The sequence below is a fragment of the Flavobacterium sp. YO64 genome (genome assembly GCF_004119505.1).
In the GTDB taxonomy this organism is placed as follows: Bacteria; Bacteroidota; Bacteroidia; order Flavobacteriales; family Flavobacteriaceae; genus Flavobacterium; species Flavobacterium oncorhynchi.
Window position 1 is genome coordinate 156,204 of the sequence record NZ_NRQV01000001.1, and the last position, 20,196, is coordinate 176,399.

Annotated in this window: 22 protein-coding genes; 9 read left to right on the forward strand and 13 right to left on the reverse strand. The window is 32.8% G+C overall.

Going from position 1 to position 20,196, the window contains the following annotated elements:
• Positions 1 to 3 precede the first annotated feature (3 nt).
• Positions 4 to 462 (reverse strand): YciI family protein, encoded by a 459-nt coding sequence (locus BOW57_RS00745; RefSeq protein ID WP_129052689.1) that lies wholly within the window; start codon positions 460 to 462, stop codon positions 4 to 6.
• Between the two features lie 10 nt (positions 463 to 472).
• On the reverse strand, positions 473 to 931 hold the full coding sequence (locus BOW57_RS00750; RefSeq protein WP_089052978.1) for a DinB family protein: 459 nt from the start codon (positions 929 to 931) through the stop codon (positions 473 to 475).
• Positions 932 to 1,069: 138 nt separating this feature from the next.
• Here BOW57_RS00750 and BOW57_RS00755 point away from each other — a divergent pair, with 138 nt between their 5' ends.
• The 8 genes from BOW57_RS00755 (at position 1,070) to BOW57_RS00790 (ending at position 7,708) form a co-directional block, all read left to right on the forward strand.
• The gene (locus BOW57_RS00755; protein WP_129052690.1) at positions 1,070 to 3,235 is read left to right on the forward strand and encodes a TonB-dependent receptor; all 2,166 of its coding nucleotides are present in this window, start codon (positions 1,070 to 1,072) and stop codon (positions 3,233 to 3,235) included.
• Positions 3,236 to 3,563: 328 nt separating this feature from the next.
• Positions 3,564 to 4,184, forward strand: a complete 621-nt coding sequence (locus tag BOW57_RS00760) for a hypothetical protein (protein ID WP_129024263.1) — start codon at positions 3,564 to 3,566, stop codon at positions 4,182 to 4,184.
• Between the two features lie 28 nt (positions 4,185 to 4,212).
• Positions 4,213 to 5,571 carry a histidine kinase gene (locus BOW57_RS00765; protein WP_129052691.1) on the forward strand — a complete coding sequence of 453 codons (1,359 nt, stop codon included), beginning with the start codon at positions 4,213 to 4,215 and terminating at the stop codon, positions 5,569 to 5,571.
• Between the two features lie 2 nt (positions 5,572 to 5,573).
• Positions 5,574 to 5,876, forward strand: coding sequence for a 2TM domain-containing protein (locus BOW57_RS00770; RefSeq protein ID WP_129052692.1), 303 nt, complete (start codon positions 5,574 to 5,576; stop codon positions 5,874 to 5,876).
• 2 nt (positions 5,877 to 5,878) lie between these two features.
• Positions 5,879 to 6,208: a 2TM domain-containing protein gene (locus BOW57_RS00775; protein WP_129052693.1), complete on the forward strand. Its 330-nt coding sequence runs from the start codon at positions 5,879 to 5,881 to the stop codon at positions 6,206 to 6,208.
• Positions 6,199 to 6,516 (forward strand): 2TM domain-containing protein, encoded by a 318-nt coding sequence (locus tag BOW57_RS00780; protein ID WP_129052694.1) that lies wholly within the window; start codon positions 6,199 to 6,201, stop codon positions 6,514 to 6,516. Before BOW57_RS00775 ends, BOW57_RS00780 begins: the two co-directional genes overlap by 10 nt.
• An 18-nt stretch (positions 6,517 to 6,534) precedes the next feature.
• The gene (locus tag BOW57_RS00785) at positions 6,535 to 6,903 is read left to right on the forward strand and encodes a 2TM domain-containing protein (protein ID WP_089052985.1); all 369 of its coding nucleotides are present in this window, start codon (positions 6,535 to 6,537) and stop codon (positions 6,901 to 6,903) included.
• Between the two features lie 37 nt (positions 6,904 to 6,940).
• A complete protein-coding gene (locus BOW57_RS00790) occupies positions 6,941 to 7,708 on the forward strand; it encodes a LytTR family DNA-binding domain-containing protein (RefSeq protein WP_129052695.1) in 768 nt (255 codons plus the stop codon).
• A 346-nt stretch (positions 7,709 to 8,054) separates the two neighbouring features.
• Here BOW57_RS00790 and BOW57_RS00795 read toward each other — a convergent pair whose 3' ends face one another.
• Both BOW57_RS00795 and BOW57_RS00800 read right to left on the reverse strand, forming a co-directional pair.
• Positions 8,055 to 9,080: a COX15/CtaA family protein gene (locus BOW57_RS00795; RefSeq protein WP_089056190.1), complete on the reverse strand. Its 1,026-nt coding sequence runs from the start codon at positions 9,078 to 9,080 to the stop codon at positions 8,055 to 8,057.
• 18 nt (positions 9,081 to 9,098) lie between these two features.
• Positions 9,099 to 10,556 carry a CCA tRNA nucleotidyltransferase gene (locus BOW57_RS00800; RefSeq protein WP_129024270.1) on the reverse strand — a complete coding sequence of 486 codons (1,458 nt, stop codon included), beginning with the start codon at positions 10,554 to 10,556 and terminating at the stop codon, positions 9,099 to 9,101.
• A gap of 381 nt (positions 10,557 to 10,937) precedes the next feature.
• Between BOW57_RS00800 and yaaA the strand changes: the two genes are divergently transcribed.
• A complete protein-coding gene (yaaA, locus tag BOW57_RS00805; RefSeq protein WP_129052696.1) occupies positions 10,938 to 11,696 on the forward strand; it encodes a peroxide stress protein YaaA in 759 nt (252 codons plus the stop codon).
• Positions 11,697 to 11,894: 198 nt separating this feature from the next.
• On the opposite strand, the gene BOW57_RS00810 is transcribed toward yaaA, so the two are convergent.
• From BOW57_RS00810 to trpB, 9 genes are all read right to left on the reverse strand, one after another.
• Positions 11,895 to 13,484 carry an MDR family MFS transporter gene (locus BOW57_RS00810; RefSeq protein ID WP_129052697.1) on the reverse strand — a complete coding sequence of 530 codons (1,590 nt, stop codon included), beginning with the start codon at positions 13,482 to 13,484 and terminating at the stop codon, positions 11,895 to 11,897.
• A gap of 3 nt (positions 13,485 to 13,487) precedes the next feature.
• A complete protein-coding gene (locus tag BOW57_RS00815; protein WP_089052990.1) occupies positions 13,488 to 14,567 on the reverse strand; it encodes an HlyD family secretion protein in 1,080 nt (359 codons plus the stop codon).
• 12 nt (positions 14,568 to 14,579) lie between these two features.
• Entirely contained in the window at positions 14,580 to 15,899 is a 1,320-nt protein-coding gene (locus BOW57_RS00820) for a TolC family protein (protein WP_129052698.1), read from the reverse strand.
• Positions 15,889 to 16,518 (reverse strand): TetR/AcrR family transcriptional regulator, encoded by a 630-nt coding sequence (locus BOW57_RS00825; protein WP_089052992.1) that lies wholly within the window; start codon positions 16,516 to 16,518, stop codon positions 15,889 to 15,891. The genes BOW57_RS00820 and BOW57_RS00825 overlap by 11 nt, the downstream gene beginning before the upstream one ends.
• Before the next feature lie 176 nt (positions 16,519 to 16,694).
• On the reverse strand, positions 16,695 to 17,408 hold the full coding sequence (locus BOW57_RS00830) for a hypothetical protein (protein WP_129052699.1): 714 nt from the start codon (positions 17,406 to 17,408) through the stop codon (positions 16,695 to 16,697).
• An 18-nt stretch (positions 17,409 to 17,426) separates the two neighbouring features.
• Positions 17,427 to 18,188: a tryptophan synthase subunit alpha gene (gene trpA / locus BOW57_RS00835; RefSeq protein ID WP_129052700.1), complete on the reverse strand. Its 762-nt coding sequence runs from the start codon at positions 18,186 to 18,188 to the stop codon at positions 17,427 to 17,429.
• A gap of 240 nt (positions 18,189 to 18,428) precedes the next feature.
• Positions 18,429 to 18,584, reverse strand: a complete 156-nt coding sequence (locus tag BOW57_RS00840; protein WP_241687357.1) for a nitrilase-related carbon-nitrogen hydrolase — start codon at positions 18,582 to 18,584, stop codon at positions 18,429 to 18,431.
• 18 nt (positions 18,585 to 18,602) lie between these two features.
• Positions 18,603 to 18,920, reverse strand: coding sequence for a gamma-glutamylcyclotransferase family protein (locus BOW57_RS00845; protein WP_089052994.1), 318 nt, complete (start codon positions 18,918 to 18,920; stop codon positions 18,603 to 18,605).
• Positions 18,921 to 19,003: 83 nt separating this feature from the next.
• Positions 19,004 to 20,185: a tryptophan synthase subunit beta gene (gene trpB, locus BOW57_RS00850; protein WP_089056181.1), complete on the reverse strand. Its 1,182-nt coding sequence runs from the start codon at positions 20,183 to 20,185 to the stop codon at positions 19,004 to 19,006.
• Positions 20,186 to 20,196 lie beyond the last annotated feature (11 nt).

Here is a 20,196-nt window from a genome sequence, read left to right on the forward strand (position 1 = left end):
AGATTACATTTTTGTCTTGGCAATTTTTTCGTGAATTTTTACTGTTTCCTGCAAAGCCGCACTCGAATACCATGGCGTTAATTCAGCTTCAAGCAAATTGGCTTTTATGGCAGGATCTGTTGCAACAAGAGCTTTTGCTTCGTCAACAGTTTCTACATTAAAAATATAAATACCGCGATAATTTCGATCATTTTTCATAAAAGGACCGGCAACAACCAGTTTTCCTTCTTTGGCTAGTTTGTTGATATTTGCCATATGACCCTCAAACAGTTTTTTGGTTTCTTCTTTTGAAGCCGTTTGGTTTGTTCCAGATTTCAATAAACAGAAAACATATTTTTTCATTCCATATTCATCTGCTTTCAACGATTTGGCTAAATTTTCATCAAATTTAACTTCCGTTTCCTGAGCGAATCCAATTACATTTATTAGTAAGAAAGCGAATAAAAAGAAAGAGTTTTTCATAACACTATTTTTAAAGAAGTTTTTTCAAAATAACAATCTGCCCTAAATGATAAACATCATGCTGAATTATGCCGTGTATATGTTCGTAGAACGTGTGATTGTTCGCCGCATATATTTTTGCCAGATCAGCATCGTCGAAATCTTCAAAAAAGGAATTCCATGATTCTTGTGATTTAGCCAAATTTTGAAGTGACTGCTCCCAAGCGGCTTCAGACGGATCTAAAACGGGAACAAAATAATTATGATCCGGCGTGATGATCGTTTCTCCCTGAACGCGTTTTAAAATGTTTCTTCTCCATTGTATCAGGTGATTTACAATTTCCCAAATCGTGTTTAAATTAGGATTTGTTTTCTTATAAGCCTGTTCAGCACTTACATTTTCTAAAGTACGTGCTAAAGTAACCTCCAGCCATGGATTTCCATTATAAATGGATTGATATAGATTTGAAATTCTCTTGCTTTCTGACATAATTGATAGTTTTGCAATTCAAAGCTAATATACAAATAAAGTAAATTACAACTCAGTCATAAATTTCTACAGTTCAGTTATTATATATTTTTTAACGCTGAATGTTAAAATACATTTGCTTCAACAAAAACCAATGTTATGAAAACCAAGTTATTTTTTACAATTACGTTTTTACTTTTTACTATTTTTATTTTCGCTCAAAATACGATTTCTGGAAAAGTGCTTGACCAAAAAGGAAGACCGGTTCAAGGCGCTAATATTTACCTAGACGGAACATACGATGGAGCAACAAGTTCTGCAGCGGGTGAGTTTTCTTTTGAAACAAGTGCGACTGGAAATCAATTTCTTGTAGTGAGTTTTTTGCTTTTTGAAACCTACAAGAAAGAAATTGATGTTACTAATTATAAAGAGCAAACGGTTAAACTTAGAGAAAATATAAATACACTTGATGCTGTTGTAATCACAGCAGGAACTTTAGAATCTGGAGATAAAGCGAGAGTTTCGGTTTTAAAACCTTTAGATATTGTAACAACAGCTGGTTCAGCTGGAAATATAATTGCGGCTTTGCAGACTTTACCAGGAACACAATCTGTGGGTGAAGACGGGCGTTTGTTCGTTCGTGGTGGAGAAGCAAACGAAACACAGACTTTTGTAGACGGAATTAGAGTTGCGCAGCCTTATGGAGCGACAACAAATAATTTGCCAACTCGAAGCCGATTTTCTCCTTTTTTGTTTAGTGGAATTTCTTTTTCGACTGGAGGTTATTCTGCAGAATATGGCGAAGCATTATCGAGTGTTTTACTTTTAAATACACAGGATGAGGTAGATCATAACAAAACAGATATTGGTTTAATGACTGTAGGTCTGAGTTTAGGACATACTCAAAAAATGAAAAAAAGCTCGTTGAGTGTAAACATGGCTTACATAAACTTAGCCCCATATCAAGCGGTGATTCCTCAAAATGTAGATTGGAATAATCCGTATCAGTCTCTTGGAGGTGAAACGGTTTACAGATATAATTTTACAAACGGAATCTTTAAGCTTTATGCCGCTTTTGATTCTGAGAAATTTGATTTGAATCAGAAAAATATCAATTTCGAGAATCCTATCAGAACAGATTTGAATAACAATAATTTTTATTTGAATTCTTCTTACAAAGGAACTTTTGGAACTGGATGGCAGTTAACAACAGGAATAAGCTACGGATACAGTAAAAACAAAACAAAATACGATATAAATGATATCAATGCTAATGAAAATGCGGCACAATTGAAATTGAAGTTTGGTAAAAAAGTTTCGAATTACTTTAAAGTATCTTTTGGAGCGGATTATTTCATTACAAAATTCGATGAAAATTTTAATGATAATATTTCAATCGATGTTACAAACGGATATGATTCAAACATCTTTGCAGCTTATACAGAAGGAGATATTTTATTTTCTAAAAGGTTAGCAATGAAAGTTGGTTTAAGATATTCGAACAACAGTTTATTAAATGAAAATAATATTGCGCCAAGAGCTTCAATAGCCTACAAGTTTTCAAAAACCAGCCAGCTTTCATTTGCTTACGGAGATTTTTCGCAGACACCGGTTGTAGATTATATTAAATACTCAAAATACCATCAGTTTGAAAGCGAAAAAGCAAGTCATTATATTTTAAACTATCAATTTACAAAACCGGGACAGATTTTTAGAGCAGATCTTTATTATAAAGATTATAGAAATTTAGTTCAATACGATACAAAAGATATTAAATACAATTCAGTCTTCAATAATAACGGTTCAGGTTATGCAAAAGGTTTAGAATTATATTGGAGAGACAGTAATTTGTACAAAAACTTAGAATATTGGATTTCGTATTCTTATATTGATTCTGAGCGACAATACAAGAATTTTCCAACAATGGCTGTGCCAAGTTTTATTGCAAATCATACTTTATCTGTAGTAACAAAATATTTTATTACAGATTGGAAATCGCAAATAGGTTTTACAAATAATTATAGTTCAGGACGTCCATATAACGACCCAAATCAGACACAATTTATGAGCGGAAAAACAAAGTCATATAATAGTCTGAGTTTCAACTGGGCTTATATATTAACAACACAAAAAATCCTTTATTTTTCTGTTTCGAACGTTTTAGGAACACAGAATGTTTTTGGATATGATTATGCAAAATTACCAGATCCAAACGGAGTATATCAAAGACAAGCCGTAGTGCCAACCGCAGATCGATTTTTCTTTTTAGGTTTCTTTTGGACGATTAGCCAAAATAAAAATGAGAATCAGTTGAAGAACTTGTAGGTACTAAGGTACTAAGGTTCTGAGATGCTAAGTAGAAAAACTTAGAACCTTAGCATCTCAGAACCTCAGAATCTTAATAAGAAACAATTCAGCAGCAAAAATCAACAACTCAGTATCATTTAATTTTAAAACAGTAAAATCCAACATACTTTTGGAGTACAATTAACAAGGGACAAAGACATAAAGTGACAAAGGTTCAGAGTTTTATAAATTGTAGTAATAAAAAAGAAACCTTTGTTACTTTAAAGTTCTTAATCTCGATGCCTTTAAAAAAGAGTTTTAATCATCAACAAAAATTTAGAACCGTATTAACTAAAAAAAAGAAATCATGACCAAGATTATTACCATTATCACATTATTTATCTGCAGCTTATTATCTGCACAAACACAGTTTGAACAAGGAATGACAAAAGCTTTCGGGCTTTGGAAAGAAGGAAAAAATGCGGATGCTTCGGCATTGTTTGAAAGAATTGCAGCGGCCGAAAAAAATAGTTATCTGCCTAATTATTATGTAGCTTTAATTAACACGACATCGGCTTTTAGTGAAAAAGATAAAACAAAAATTGATTTGTTATTGACAAAAGCGCAAGATGCTGTTGATGCTGAAATGTTAAAAGATCTAAACAATTCGGAGTTGTACGTAATGCAGGCTTTAATTTACACAGCTTATGTAGCGTCTGATCCAATGACAAACGGAATGAAATATTCGGCTAAAGTAATGGAAGCTTATGCAACTGCTAAAGCACTAGATCCAAACAATCCGAGAGCTGTTTTCGGTGAGGCTGATTATCAGTTGGGAGGAGCGAAATGGACAGGGGTTGATACAAAACCACTTTGCGAACAAGTTAACAGATCTATCGAACTTTTTGGTACTTTTAAGCCTGAAACGCCTTTTTCTCCTAAATGGGGTTTAGAAAGAGCGTTGGAAATTCAAAAAACGTGTAAATAAAAAATAGTAATAAATTAAGTTAATTATAATGAAAGACCATAGAAATGCATTTGCTGATTTGAAAAGTGGAACCATAGTGTGTTTCAAGATTTCTATGATCTTTACAGTAATATTCTGCGCTCTGTTAGGTACTGATTTAAATCTGAAAAATGTTGTACTAACATTTCTTTTAAGCTGTCTTTATTCGTTTGGACTTGGTTTTGGAAATGGTTTTATAAGCGTTCTCTTAGATCGAAAATGGGATTGGCTGGAGCAGACTAATTTAAGAGTATATTACGGAATTTTAGTAACTGTTTTATATACAGTTCCTGCAGTGTTAGGAATTAATTATATCATTTTTGTTGTCGTTCAGAAGCTTCCTATAGATCAGTTTTTTGGCGATAGAATGATTTGGAATCACGTTTTTTATATTGTTTTATCACTTGGAGTTTCTACTTTCATGCAAGCCAGAAGTTTTATGGTAAAATGGAAACAAGCTTCTAAAATTGAAATAACGCAGCAAAAAATTATTGCAGGAACGGCAAATGCACAATTTGAGAGTTTAAAAAATCAGATCGATCCGCATTTTCTTTTTAACAGCTTAAATGTTTTAAGTTCCTTGATCGAAGAGAATCCTGATAATGCACAGCGTTTTACGACTTCGTTGTCAAAAATTTACCGCTACGTTTTAGAGCAGAAAGATAAAGAATTGGTTTCTGTAGAAGATGAGTTATCATTTGCAAAAACCTATATGAATCTGTTGAAAATGCGTTTTGAGAATAGTTTATTCTACGAATTACCAGTCGAGAACATAAATCCGGATGCAAAAGTAGTTCCGCTTTCATTACAGCTTTTACTCGAAAATACAGTAAAACATAATGTAGTAAGTGAGCAAAAACCGCTTCATATTCGAATTTTTATTGATGGAGATTACTTAGCCATTCAAAACGATCTTCAGAAAAAAGAAGTCCTTCAGGACAGGCAGGGAGTTGGATTACAGAATATTGTAAATCGATATGCAATTGTGACCAACAGAAATGTGATGATCGAACAAGACGAGAAAAATTTCACGGTTAAGATTCCAATTTTAACAAAACAAATTAACGTTATGGAAACAAATGCAGATTATAACGATGAAACTAAAGCTTATTTTAGAGCTAAAAAAAGAGTAGAAGAATTAAAAGGGTTTTACGGAAATGTAATTTCATATTGCTGTGTAATTCCAATATTAGCTTTTGTTAATTTAAGATATTCACCAGGATTTCAATGGTTTTGGTTTTCAGCTTTAGGCTGGGGATTTGGGGTTGTAATGCATGCTTTTAAGGTATATGGTTATAGTACAGGTTGGGAGGAAAGAAAGATTAGAGAGATTTTAGAGAAAGAAAAAAACAAGCAAACTTGGAAATAATCATGAAGCCAAATTATACAGAAGCAGAACGCTATTACCAGGCTCAAAAAAAAGTAAAAGAAATTAGAGGATTTTATGAGCATTTAGCTGTTTTTATTTTCGTAACCATAGTTTTAGTTGTTATCAACCTTGTGACTTCGCCAGAATATTTATGGTTCATTTGGTGTATTGGAGGCTGGGGGATAGGAGTGGTTTTTCATGGATTGAAAGTTTTTGGATACTCGCCGTTTTTTAATAAAGAATGGGAAGAACGAAAGATTCAAGAGATTTTAGAAAAAGAGAAAAACCAAAAAACTTCAAACTAAAGATGAAAACGAATTATAATAGTGATCAAGAAGAATATGAATTACAGCAGTTGGCCAGCAAAAAGGTTGTAAAGCTTAAATCATTTTATGTTCATTCATTTTTTTACATTATAGCGCTGGTACTTTTTGTTTTAAAAGAGTATTATAAACTGCCTTTGAATGGGTTTCCGACTAAATTTTTAAATGGAGTTGTAATGATTCTTTGGTCAACCGTATTTTTTGGTTCAGCGATTGATTTATTTGTCTCTGCTAAAATTTTTGGAGATAAATGGGAGAAACGTAAAATGGAAAGTATTTTAGAAAAAAGAGAAAAAAAACAAAAATGGGAGTAATCATGGAAATGAAATACAGCGAAGAGGATAGATATTTTTTGGCTAAAAAGAAAGTCGGAGATATTAAAGGATTTTATGGAAACTTGGCATCTTATATATTTGTAAATGCAATTTTGATTTTCGTTAATTTATACACATCACCAGAATATTTATGGTTTTTTTGGCCTTTGTTGTGGTGGGGAATTGGAGTAATTTTTCATGGATTAAGGGTTTTTGAAGTATTTCCGGCTTTAGGAAAAGACTGGGAAGAAAGAAAAATCAAAGAGTTCATGGAAAAGGAAAAATGGAATAAAAGTAAATGGCAATAATTTTTAAATCAAAATAAAATGGGACGATTTAGAAGACGTATGTATGAAGAATACGGAGATGAATTTAGTACAGATGAAAACTTTAACGCTGCCTATAGAAAGGTAAGAAGAATAAAAGGATTTTATTCGCATCTTAAGGTTTACATTATAGTAAATATTATTATCATTATTTCAAATTTGAATAATGGTTTTATAGGCAATCGTATTGAAATTAGAGGCTTTCGAGATTGGGAAGTTTATTCAACCGCATTTTATTGGGGGATTGCTTTAGCCATTCATGCTTTTACTGTTTTTGGCCCGGATATTTTTTTTAATAAAGATTGGGAAGATAGAAAAATCCAAAAATATATGGAAAAAGAAGCTCAGAATAAGAAAAAATGGGAGTAATTTTAACTTGTATATTTTAAACCTTGTATTGTATTAAATGACCACATTAATTATAGAAGACGAAAAACCAGCTGCACGTTTATTGCAGCGAAAACTTGAAAAATTAGACATAACTGTAAAAACAATGCTGCATTCTGTAGAAGAATCACTTCATTGGTTTACAAATAATCAACATCCAGATTTGATTTTTCTGGATATTCAGTTATCAGATGGTTTATCGTTTGAGATTTTTGAAAAAATAAATATTCAAAGCGCCATAATTTTTACAACAGCTTATGATGAGTATGCTTTGAAAGCTTTTAAACTAAATAGTATTGATTATCTTTTAAAACCAATAGATGAAGATGATTTAGAAGCCGCAGTAGTAAAGTATAAAGCGCGAATGCGTAAAGCTGATGAGGGAAATCATAATTTGCAGCTAGACTTTGAGCAAATACGTCAAATGCTGTCAAATCCTTTTGAAAAGAGTTTCAAAAAAAGATTTACCGTTAAAATAGGACAGCACTTAAAAGTAATAACAACCGAAGAAATTGAATGTTTTTTTAGTGAAAATAAAGGAACCTATATACATACCTTTGATAATCGAAACTACTTAATCGATTCGACTTTAGAAATTTTAGAACAGGAATTAGATAAAAAAGATTTCTTTCGCGTAAGTAGAAAATTTATTGTACCGCTGCAGGCAATTAAAGAAATTCAGGTATATACAAATTCTCGTTTGAAAGTTATTTTACCAACTTACAAGGAAGATGAGGTAATAGTAAGCCGAGAAAAAGTACAAGATTTTAAAGCTTGGCTTGGATAAAATCTAAATCAAAATATAGAAATTCAGCTGATTTTAATTCATTTAATTAAAATCTATGTCGCAAAAAAGAGGTTGTCTTAAAAGGACAGCTTTTTTTGTAAGCTTCAGAGAAGCTAAATATTTATAACAAAGAATAAATGTTTACAATATAAAGCTCCGGAGGAGCGACATGTTTTTTCTACATTCTTAATATATGTCGCTCCTCTGGAGCTTTATTATTTATCGAATTGTACCTCTATAAATATTTTACCCCGCTGGGGTTTATCGAAGAATAAATTTGTCAATAATCTATACAGCAAAAAAGCTGTCCTTTTGAGACAGCTTTTTTTGTGTGTATATTTCGAATTTATTTACTCAATCGATGCAATGTAAAAGTCATAGCACTTAAAAGGAAAAATGCCATAATCTGATGAATTAATCCTAAAGCCAAAGGTACACTGTATAATAAAGTGAAAACTCCTAGCAGAAACTGTATAAATACAAAAACCACCAAAGTTTTAATTCCGTTTGATTGTGTATTAGTAAGCGTATATTTTTTACTTCTAAAATATAGGAAAAGTATAATCGCAACTACTACGTAAGCAAAAGTTCTGTGTACAAACTGAACGCCGCTTTTACCCTCAATTAAATTTTTTATTAAACTTGATTGTTCAATAAGAACTGATTCGTGCATAAATTCTCCGTCACTCATTAAAGGCCAGTGATTATGAATTAATCCTGCATTTAATCCAGCAACAAACCCGCCATAAATAATTTGAATTAATAAAGCGGCCAATGCATAACGTGCAATAGTTCGTAATGGTAATATTTTGTTGATATTTCTTTCAGGATAAATCAAATCCAGCGCTACCCAAAGTGTATAAGCAAAAGTTATAAAAGCAAAAGTTAAATGCAGTGAAAGTCTAAAATGACTTACATCTGGATTGTCAATTAAACCGCTTCTAACCATAAACCATCCTAGAAAACCTTGAAAACCGCCCATTGCCAAAAGTACGATACACTTTTTGATCGTTGCTGTATCTAATTTCTTTTTGATTAAGAAATAAACAAAAGGAACAAAAAATACTAAACCAATAATACGACCGATGAAACGGTGAAACCATTCCCAGAAATAAATAAACTTATAATCTGAAAGCTGAAAATCATTGTGAATATTGATCTTTTGATACTCAGGAAACTTCTTGTACTGCTCAAAAGCCTCATTCCATTTTGCATCTGTTAAAGGCGGGAAAGTATCGGTTACCAAATGCCAATCGGTCATTGATAAACCTGAATTTGTCAAACGGGTAATTCCGCCCACAACAACCATTAAAAACAATAAAACACAACCTGATAGTAACCAAATGATTACTGATTTATTCTCTTTTTTCATTTTATAAAATACTTATTCTTATACTTTTTTTAAGCCCATTTTTTCGGCTCTTTTAATTACAAAATCGTAAGCTGCTTGATATTCATTCGGAATGTCGCCTTCTAAAATTGCTTCTTTCACTGCTTCTTTCAGAACTCCAATTTCACGTGATGGCTGTAAATTGAAAATTGCCATAATTTCTTCACCTGAAATTGGTGGTTGAAAATTACGAACATGATCGCGCTCTTCCACTTCTACAATTTTCTTGCGAACGATTTCAAAGTTTTTATGATATTTCTTGAATTTCGATGGATTTTTGGTTGTAATATCAGCCTCACATAAAGTCATTAAATTTTCGACATCTTCGCCGGCGTCAAAAACCAAACGACGAACTGCACTGTCGGTAACAATATCCTGCGCCAAAACAATTGGACGCGAACTCATAATAACCATTTTTTGAACAAATTTCATTTTATGATTCAATGGCATATGAAGTCGTTCAAAGATTTTCTTTGCCATTTTTCCGCCCAAAAACTCATGTCCATGAAAAGTCCAGCCTTGCTTTTTGCTGAAACGTTTTGTTGGCGCTTTTCCAATATCATGTAATAATGCCGACCAGCGCAGCCAGACATCATCTGTATTTGGACAAATATTATCAACCACTTCAAGCGTGTGATAAAAGTTGTTTTTATGTGTATGACCTTCTATTTCTTCAACCTGATTCAGCGCCGTTAGTTCAGGTAAAATCAAATCTAAAAGTCCCGTTTTGTATAAAAGTAAAAATCCAGTTGAAGGTTTATCTGTCGAAAGAATTTTATTCAATTCGTCAACAATTCTCTCACCCGAAATAATTTTAATACGATCAGCATTTTTAGTAATTGCATTCAATGAATTTTCTTCAATCTCAAAATTCAATTGTGTAGCAAAACGAATTGCACGAAGCATTCGAAGCGGATCATCAGAATAAGTAATGTCTGGATCCAGTGGAGTTTTTATCGTTTTATTTTCTAAATCTTTCAAACCGTCAAAAGGGTCTAAAAGATCTCCAAAATTGTTTTCGTTTAAAGACAAAGCCAATGCATTGATCGTAAAATCACGACGGTTTTGGTCATCCTGAAGCGTTCCGTTTTCTACAATTGGATTTCGGCTGTCGAAATTATAAGATTCTTTTCGAGCGCCGACAAATTCAATATCAGTATCTTCAAAACGTAACATTGCAGTTCCATACGTTTTAAAAACCTGAACTTTTGGTTTGTTAGGAAGTAATTCAGAAACTTTTAAAGCCAATTCGATTCCGCTGCCAACAGCTACAACATCAATATCTTTTTTAGAACCTCGATTTAAAAGTAAATCTCTAACAAAACCGCCAATAACATAACTGTCAACATTTAGTTCCTGAGAAGCTTTCGAGATAATATCGAAAATTTTATTTTGTAAAGCTGTTTTATAATTTGTTTGTATAGCCACGAATTCACTAATTTTTGAATAAAAACACATTTCAAATTTCTAAGAAATGAAACGCATGCAAATTTACAACATAGAAAATGCCTATTACAATCTATCGCTCACTTTTTTGAACAATTTCACATTTTGCAGAGTGGATTTTTATGAATTGGGAAAGGTTTGCCGCTAATTACACTAATTTCCACGAATTATTTTTCTTTTACGCAGGTTGTGAAGATTTTTTGCCACAGATTAAAAAGATTTACACAGATTTTTTTAATCCTTTTAATCCTGTAATCTGTGGCTCAAAAAAAAAACTTGGAAATTAGTGTAATTCGTGGCGAAAAAAAACTATACCCCAATAAAACAAATCAATTACAATTTCTAATTTTTAAAATTTCAATTTGTATTTTTGAATCATACAAAAAAGCTCACATGAAAATTGTTATATCTCCAGCGAAATCACTGAATTTCGAAAAAGAATTACCAACATCTCAATATACAGAACCATCATTTTTAAAAGAAGCAAGAGTGGTTCATAAAGTTGTAAAACAAAAAAAGCCGGCTGAATTGTCTGAGTTAATGTCAATTTCAAGCAAACTTGCCGATTTAAACTGGAAACGAAATCAAGAATGGAAAACGCCTTTTACGCCTGAAAATGCACGTCCGGCAGTTTATACTTTTGACGGAGATGTTTACACAGGTTTAGACGCTTATACAATTCCATTAGAAAAACTTGAGGTGCTTCAAGATAAATTAAGAATCTTATCTGGACTTTACGGACTTTTAAAACCTCTTGATTTAATGCAGGCATATCGTTTAGAAATGGGAACAAAAATGCCGGTTGGTGAATATAAAAACCTTCATGAGTTTTGGAAACCTGTGGTTACAAAAGCTTTAAATAAAGAATTGAAAAAAGACGAGTTGTTCGTGAATTTAGCGAGTAATGAATACTTCTCTGCAGTTGATGTAAAAGCGTTGAAAGTTCCTGTAATTACACCAGACTTTAAAGATTATAAAGATGGAAAATTAAAAATGATCAGTTTCTTTGCAAAAAAGGCAAGAGGTATGATGGTGCGTTATATAATTGACACCAATGCTGAAACTATCGAGGACTTGAAAGGATTTAATTATGAAGGATATCAGTTTGATGCTAATCTTTCTAAAGGGAATCACTTGGTTTTTACAAGGTAGTTTTTCTTAAGGTGCTTAGGTTCTAAGTAACTAAGAGTCTAAGTTTTTAACCGCAAAGAACACAAAGCTTTGCGAACTTCGCGTTTTATCATCTCTTTGAAATAAATTCTTTGCGTACTTTGCGGTTAAATTAAAAAAACAAACGCCGAATTCTAAATGATGAATTCGGCGTTTCTGCGTATTATAAAATTATTATTATTAATGCATTGCGTCGGCTGCACTAATTTTGTTCTTCCCTTTTTTGATAAAGAGAATAATCGGTATGCAACATAAAAACATGATTCCAAGATACAAGAAGATATCCATGTAAGCCATTACGGTACTTTGTTTCATTACTGAATATTCTATAGCTTGATAAGCTTTCTTTAAGGCAACATCTGCGCTGTATCCTTTTGCCATAAAAGCGTGCTGCATTCCTGCAATACGTTGCTGCACATCATATTTTGCAGGATCTAAGTTGTTAATTAGATCTACTCTGTGTGTTTGACTGAATCGCGTGATGAAAGTGGTAATAATTGCAATACCAAAAGATCCGCCTAACTGACGCATCATTCCAGTAAATGCAGCTCCTTCACCAATTTGTTTTCCTTTTAAAGTCGAAAGTGAAAGTGTTGTAATAGGAACGAAAAGTAATCCTAAACCAATTCCTCTTAAGATTAAAGGCCAGTACATATGTTCAACACCTGTGTCTGGAGTCATACGGCTGTACATCATAAAGGTAAACAAGAAGAAAATAAAGAATCCAACTCCCACCATATAACCTTGCGGTACACCTTTCTGAATCATATTACCCACAAATGGCATCATTAGCGCTGTGGTAATAGATCCTGGAATTAATAATAATCCTGCATCAGTAGCTGTCCATCCTAAAATTGACTGCGTGTAAATTGGGATAATTAAAGTTGATCCGTATAAACCGAAACCAAGAATAAAACACATTACAGTTCCAATTCTTAAATTCCCATCTTTTAAAACACTTAAGTTTACGATTGGATATTTATAGGTTAGCTCTCTCCAAATAAATAATATTAATCCAAGAACTGTAACAACACTTAAAGTTACAATAAGTGGATCGTTAAACCAATCGTCTTGCTGTCCGTGTTCTAGTACGAATTGTAAAGAACCAATAAAGGCACTCAACAAAATAATTCCCCACCAGTCAACCTGATTAGCTTTCAATTTTTCGCCATATTTCGGACTTCTCACAAAAGTTAAAGCCAAAATAGTCGCGATAATCCCTAATGGAATATTGATATAGAAAATATACGGCCAAGAATAATTATCTACCAAATAACCTCCCAAAGGCGGTCCAAGAGTAGGACCAACAATTACACCCATTCCGTAAATAGCTTGTGCCATTCCGCGTTTTGCAACTGGGTAACTTTCGGTAATAATCGTTTGGGCTGTTACTAGTAATGCTCCTCCACCCATACCTTGTACGAATCGGAAGGCTACAAGTTCCCAAATATTGGTGGCATTACCACACAAAAAAGAACAGACCGTAAATATTATAATGGAAGCCACAAAATAATTACGTCTTCCAAATTGCTGTGATAGCCAGCTTGTCATCGGTATTACAATAACATTCGCAATTGCGTATGCTGTAATTACCCATGCCACATCAGTCAAGGTAGCACCAAGACTTCCGCGCATGTCTGTCAGCGCTACGTTTACAATCGTCGTATCAACAATTTCCAACAGTGCACAAAGTACTGCCGTAATCGTAATGATAACACGTCTATAACCGTATTCTACTAAATCGTCGTCTGCTTGTACTGCTCCTGCCATGTTTTATTTTAAATGTACGTCTACGTCAACATTCATTCCTGGTCTTAAAAGTTTTACTTTTTCAGGATCGTTTGATTCATCTAAACTAATTTTTACTGGTAATCTCTGAATTGTTTTTACGAAGTTTCCTGTAGCATTATCAGGAGGTAATAATGAAAAACGAGATCCTGTCGCAGGAGAGAATGAAGTTACTGTACCTTTAAACTCATAGTTAGGGTAAGCATCAACTTTTAAACTTACTTTTTGACCTACAATCATTTTGTTTAATTGTGTTTCTTTAAAGTTTGCTACAACCCAAGCTTCGTTATTATTGATAATGTAAAACAAGGATTGTCCAGGTTGTACCAATTGTCCCGGCTGAATATCAACTTTTGAAACTTGACCGTCAATTGCTGCAGTAACTACTGTATAAGAAAGGTTTAAGTGAGCAACATCAAGCATCGTTTTTGCTTTTTTGATGTTTGCAGCAGCAACTTCTGTTTGTTTATCAGAAGCTTTAGATTTTGATTCAATTACCGATTTTTGGTAAGAACTTGCTCTTTGTTGTTGTTGTAAAACACGTACTTGATTTTCTGCTTCTTCTTTTGCAGTCAAAGCTTGCTCATATTGTTGTTTTGTAATAGTATGTGTTTTATACAAATTATTATAACGGTTATAATCGTTTGTAAGTTGTCTCAATCTAATTTTCGCACTTTCAATAGAACCGCTTGCCGATTTCATGTTGGCATCAGAAACAGAAATACTTGCATATGCACTTCCAATATCAGCTTTTGCAGCTTCGTATTGTCCTTCAGCTCCTAACAAAGCAGCGTTTGCTTCGTCAATTTTTAATTGATAGTCTCTCTTATCGATAGTAAATAAAGTATCTCCTTTTTTCACATAATCATTATCTTTCACATAAACTTTACTGATATATCCTGAAACTCTCGGAATAATCGGGTTCATTTTTTTCTCGATTTGAGCATCATCTGTTTCTTCGTGAGCTTGTGAGTGAATATATTTTGATATTCCATACGTTCCGCCCACTAAAACCAATACGGTTAGTATGATGATGAATTTTTTATTTGTCTTTTTCTTTTCCATGAGAGCTGTCGATTATATTTTAGAAAGATTGAATGATTGTGATAATTGTCCTGATACTGAAAGTAATTCGTAATATTTTTGAATAATTGCCGCTTTAGAAACAGCAGTATTTATTTTGGCGCTTAGTTGTTCAACATCGGCTTCAACCAAATCATTAGTATCAGCCAAACCATTGTCGAACTTATCTTTTACAAGTCTGTAATTTTCAGCAGCCTGCTGTAATGCTTCATTATAAACTACACTTTGATTAATGGCTAAATCATAATCTTCGATAGATTTTTGAACTTCAACCTTAATACGATCAGTCATAATAGCTTCAGTGTTTTTTACTTCTAGAGCTCTGCTTTCAGCTTCTTTAACGTGTGCGCTGTTTTTTAAGATCCCCGATAAATCATACGATAAACCTAAACCAAAGTTCATAGCATATTTTACCGTTACTATATCTTTAAGATCAAAAGCAGTGTAACCTCCAAGTAAAGAAATAGAAGGATAATATCCAGCTTTTGCTACTTTAATACTTGCTTCAGAAGCTTTTTGCTGTAAGCGAACAGCCTCAAGATCTTTTCTGCTCTCCAAAGCAATTGCATCAGATGTTGGTGCATTGTTTGTTTTTAAATTAAAGAAATCATCTTCATTAACTTGAAGTTTTGTTTCAGGAGCTAATTTCAATAAAGTAGTCAGATAAAAATTGATGTTGTTTAAGTTGTTTGTAGCTTCATCAATAGATAACTGTGTTTTTGAAACTAATAACTGTGCTTTCAACAAATCGTTTCTCGGAATAATTCCGTTTTTCTCCAATTCTATAAAATCAGTAACACGCTGTTTAGCACTTTTTTGATTCTCATTTAAAACATCAAGTGTTTTTTGAGCTTTGTATAATGCCGTGTAATACGTGATTACTCTTAATGCAACATCTTCTTTAGTTTTTGCTGCATTGGCAGTTTCCGCTTCATACAAGTTATCGTAAGCATCAATACTGCTTTGAATTTTGAATCCTGCAAAAATAGGTAAACTCAAATTTGCCATTCCAAGCATTGCACGATCAGGAGATGCTAAAGAAGCACTTTTATCCTGATTAGGCATTTCAATAGATGCTTTTGTAAGACGCTGATATTGACCAGAAACTTTTAAATCAGGATATTGATTGTTTTTTACGGCTGTAAGCTCGTGTTTTTTTGTGTTTACCTTAGTATTGGCAAGCGTAACTTCGTTGCTTTTTTCCCAAGCCATTTTTACGGCTTCGTCTAAGGTTAAACTTGTTTTTTCTTGTGCTTCTATTGAAGATATTCCGATAAAGAATACTCCAAAGAGCATTAATTGACTAATTTTCATAAACAAGTAGCGCTTTTATAGTTTGTTGAATGTGCTTTGTGAGACTGGTTTTAATGTAATCATTGTACAATGCTTCGGTGTTTAAGTTCAGTAACTCTACGAAGAAAGGTTTATTCATATGAAAGTGAAAATACGTTCCTATGATAGTTGGCGTAATTAGCGGAATGATTACATCTTTTCTAAAAACACCTTTTTCCTGACCTTGAGTAATAATACTCTCAACAGATTTTAGATTCCCTTTTTTTAATTCTGTAAATGCAATAAAACTTTTTTCTCTTTTTTTTGCGTTAATTTCAAAATGTAAAACTCTGAAAATCCCTTTGTTACAACTGATTCTGTTAATGTAAATTTCGATTAATTTATTGACTTTTTCAATCGGTTCCAGATTTTCTTGTAATAAATTTTCGAGTTGTAATTTTAAATCCGAAGTTTTGTAAATAATTAAAGATTCCAGTAATCTTTCCTTGGAGCCAAAATAATACGAAATCATTGCAATGTTGATTTTTGCTTCTTTCGAAATATCCCGTATTGACGTCCCCTCAAATCCTTTTTCAGAAAACAACCTTTCGGCAACGTTTAGAATCTGAATTTTTTTATCGTTTAGTTCGATGTGTGACATGATGTTGTTTCTAATCGAATGCAAAATTAAACACTTGTTTAAATTAAACACTTGTTTAATTTTATTTTAACACAATATTAACATAAAATGTTTTCGGTAATTTATGTTAAATCGACTTTAATTAGTTAAAATAAAAAAGCCTGAAAACTCTATTTTTTTCAGGCTTACTATTTTAATTAATCTTTAGGTAGCTTTACTTGTTTGAAAATCCCTGTATTAGAAAATGATCCAATTTTAGTTTTGTTTTTAGGTGTTAGATCATATCGGATATTAGAAATAATTTCATTTTTTTGAGATAGTTTTAAATCTTCAATTGATATGGTAGAAACAATATTTGAGGTTTTAGTCCTAATGAAAATATTTGTCTTTTTGAATTTTAAAATATCCAAATGTTCAGGTTCTAAACTCTTAATGTCGTTTAAATTATAAAAGAAAATACTGTCTCGAGATTCTTTAAATGTCTCAAATTGATATTGTTTGTAACCTTGATTTCTAAGTGAAAAACCTTCATTTTGAAAAATCTTAGCTCTAATTTTAATTCCTTTGTCTTCACTATCCTTAACTTTTAAAGGTATAAAGATTTTGTTAGGAGTTATTTGATCATCAAGTTCTTCGGGGATAACACCAGAAATATTTTGTTTTGTCGGGATATTTTCAAAATATTGAAAAGGTAATGATTCAACATTATTAATATCAAATACATCGGTTGAATCTAGAATAGCATATCCAAATTTGTATGAATCGCGTCCTCCCCAAGCGTCATATTTATAAATAACTTTAGAGGAATTTTCAATTTTTTGAACAAAAAGTTCTGAAACTTTCCAACTGAAATCACAACTCATATTTAAAAAGAGAGCTATTATAAATAAGAAACTTTTAAAATATTTCATTAATTTTTTAAAATCTAATTATCGAATCTCTCCAACAAACTCTGTAATTTTCCCACTTCCATTTTCACTCAAATGTTTGATAAAAGCACTTCCAATGATAGCACCTTTTGCATATTTAGTAGCTTGATTGAAAGTTTCTTTATTCGAAATTCCAAAACCTACGATTTGCGGGTTTTTTAAATTCATGTTTGCAATTCTTTCAAAATAACTTTCCTGAACATTTCCAAAACCAGTTTGAGATCCTGTCACACTCGCAGAACTCACCATGTAGATAAATCCGTTTGAAAGGCTGTCGATAAAGCGAATGCGTTCTTCCGAAGTTTGTGGTGTAATCAAGAATACGTTAAGCAATCCGTATTTTTCGAAAATTGCTTTGTATTCATCAGCATAAACATCAACAGGTAAATCCGGAATAATTAATCCGTCAATTCCAATTTCAGCACATTTTTTGCAAAAAGCTTCAACGCCGTATTGTAACATCGGATTAAAATATCCCATAATAATTAACGGGATTTTTACGCTTTCGCGGATGTTTTGCAGCTGATCGAAAAGAATTTGAGTTGTCATTCCGTTATGCAGTGCTTGTGTCGAACTTGCCTGAATCGTTGGTCCGTCTGCTAAAGGATCGCTAAACGGAAGCCCAATTTCGATTAAGTCAACGCCGTTTTTTTCTAAATCCTGAATAATCTGCACGGTATCATTTAAGCTCGGATATCCAGCAGAAAAATAGATCGAAAGGATCTTTTTATCTTCTTGTAATTTTTGTGTTATTCTGTTCATTGTTTTTTATGTTTTATTCTAAAAGGTTTTCAAAACCTATTAGGTATCTTTAGTTTTTTCTGCCGCTCCAGATAGCAAGCAATCGGGATAAAAGATTTTTGCTGGTTATTTTGAAATTATTTCAGGCAGATTTAAATTGATTTAATCTGCTAAATCAGCGTGCAAAAAATCTTTTCAAATTTGTGTAATCTGCGGCATATGTTTTAAATTTTTACAATCTTGCTTGTCCAGTTATCATTTTCATTTTTCTCTTTCATTACCAGTAATCGAGATTTCGGGAAAAGTGATTAATTGCGCTCCATTTTGAACTGCCATTTCAATAAGGCGATAATGATCCTGTAAATTAGTATCAATATTTCCTTGAGTTGGTTTTGTTTGTGCAGCTGCTAGAATCATTTTCTGTTTTTACAACTGTTAGTTTTCTGTATAAACCCAAGCAGAAATTCCAGAGTTCAATGTTACTTTAACCCTTTTGTAAGCATTCGATTCAAATAAATCTACTTTAGCTAAATCTGCCAGAGTAACATTAAAAACAACGCCATGAATAACATCTGAAAGACTTTCACTTGCTATTGCGACAACATAATCTGCCATTCCAAATTCTTCTTCAATTTTGAGACTTTTTAATTTGTAGCCATTTAGCTGATCGGGAGTGCCAGTTAATAGTTTTCTAAAAACTCGCATCTGAATTTCTTTTGAACGTAATGTTCCGTAAGAGAATAACTGTTCCATAATTATTATTTTTCTCGTTGCTTGTCTGCGTTAAATATGTTTTAATCCGTTGTTTCGGAAAACGCTCCAAATTACGATTTTTATTACAATTTAAAATAATCAATATAATTATCTAAATCTTTATCGCCGCGGCCTGAAAGACTGATTACTACAATATCTGTAGGTTTAAATTTCTTTTGATCTAAAACTGCAAAGGCATGCGCACTTTCAATCGCAGGAATGATTCCTTCTAATTTTGTCAGCTGTAAACCTGCATTCATAGCATCATCATCAGTAACAGAGAAAAATTCTCCGCGTCCGGTTTGTGCTAGATGTGCGTGCATTGGGCCAACGCCAGGATAATCTAAACCTGCAGAAATAGAATACGGTTCCGTAATTTGTCCGTCTGGAGTTTGCATTAAAAGCGTTTTACAGCCATGAATAACCCCCACTTTTCCTAATTTACTAGTTGCAGCACTGTGACCGCTGTCAACACCTTTTCCGGCTGCTTCAACGGCAATAATACCTACTTCTGGTTCATGCAAAAAGTGATAATATGTTCCTGCTGCATTACTTCCTCCGCCAATACAAGCTACTACATAATCAGGATTTTCACGTCCTTCTTTTTCTTTTAACTGCCATTTTATTTCCTCAGAAATTACACTTTGAAAACGCGTCACCATATCTGGATAAGGATGAGGTCCAATGGCTGAACCAATAATATAATGTGTGTCAACCGGATTATTGATCCAATCACGAATAGCTTCGTTTGTAGCATCTTTTAAAGTTCTTGAACCCGAAAGTGCCGGACGGACTTCTGCGCCTAACATTTTCATACGAGCTACGTTTGGAGCTTGACGTGCGATGTCTATTTCGCCCATGTAAACAATACATTCCATTCCCATTAAAGCACAAACTGTTGCTGTTGCAACTCCATGCTGACCAGCTCCCGTTTCGGCAATAATTCTTTTTTTGCCTAAACGTCTGGCAACTAATATCTGTCCAATCGTATTATTTACTTTATGAGCGCCAGTATGATTTAAGTCTTCTCTTTTTAAGTAAATTTTGGTGTTGTATTTTTCAGATAAACGATTTGCAAAATAAAGCGGACTAGGACGGCCAACATAATCTTTTAAAAGTTTATCAAACTCAGCTTTAAAACCTGGTTCACTTGTAATTTTTAAGTAGTTTTGGCGTAATTCCTCTACATTTGGATATAGCATTTCTGGAATATAAGCTCCGCCAAATTCTCCGTAATATCCTTTTTCGTTAACGTTAAAATTCATTTTATTCCAAT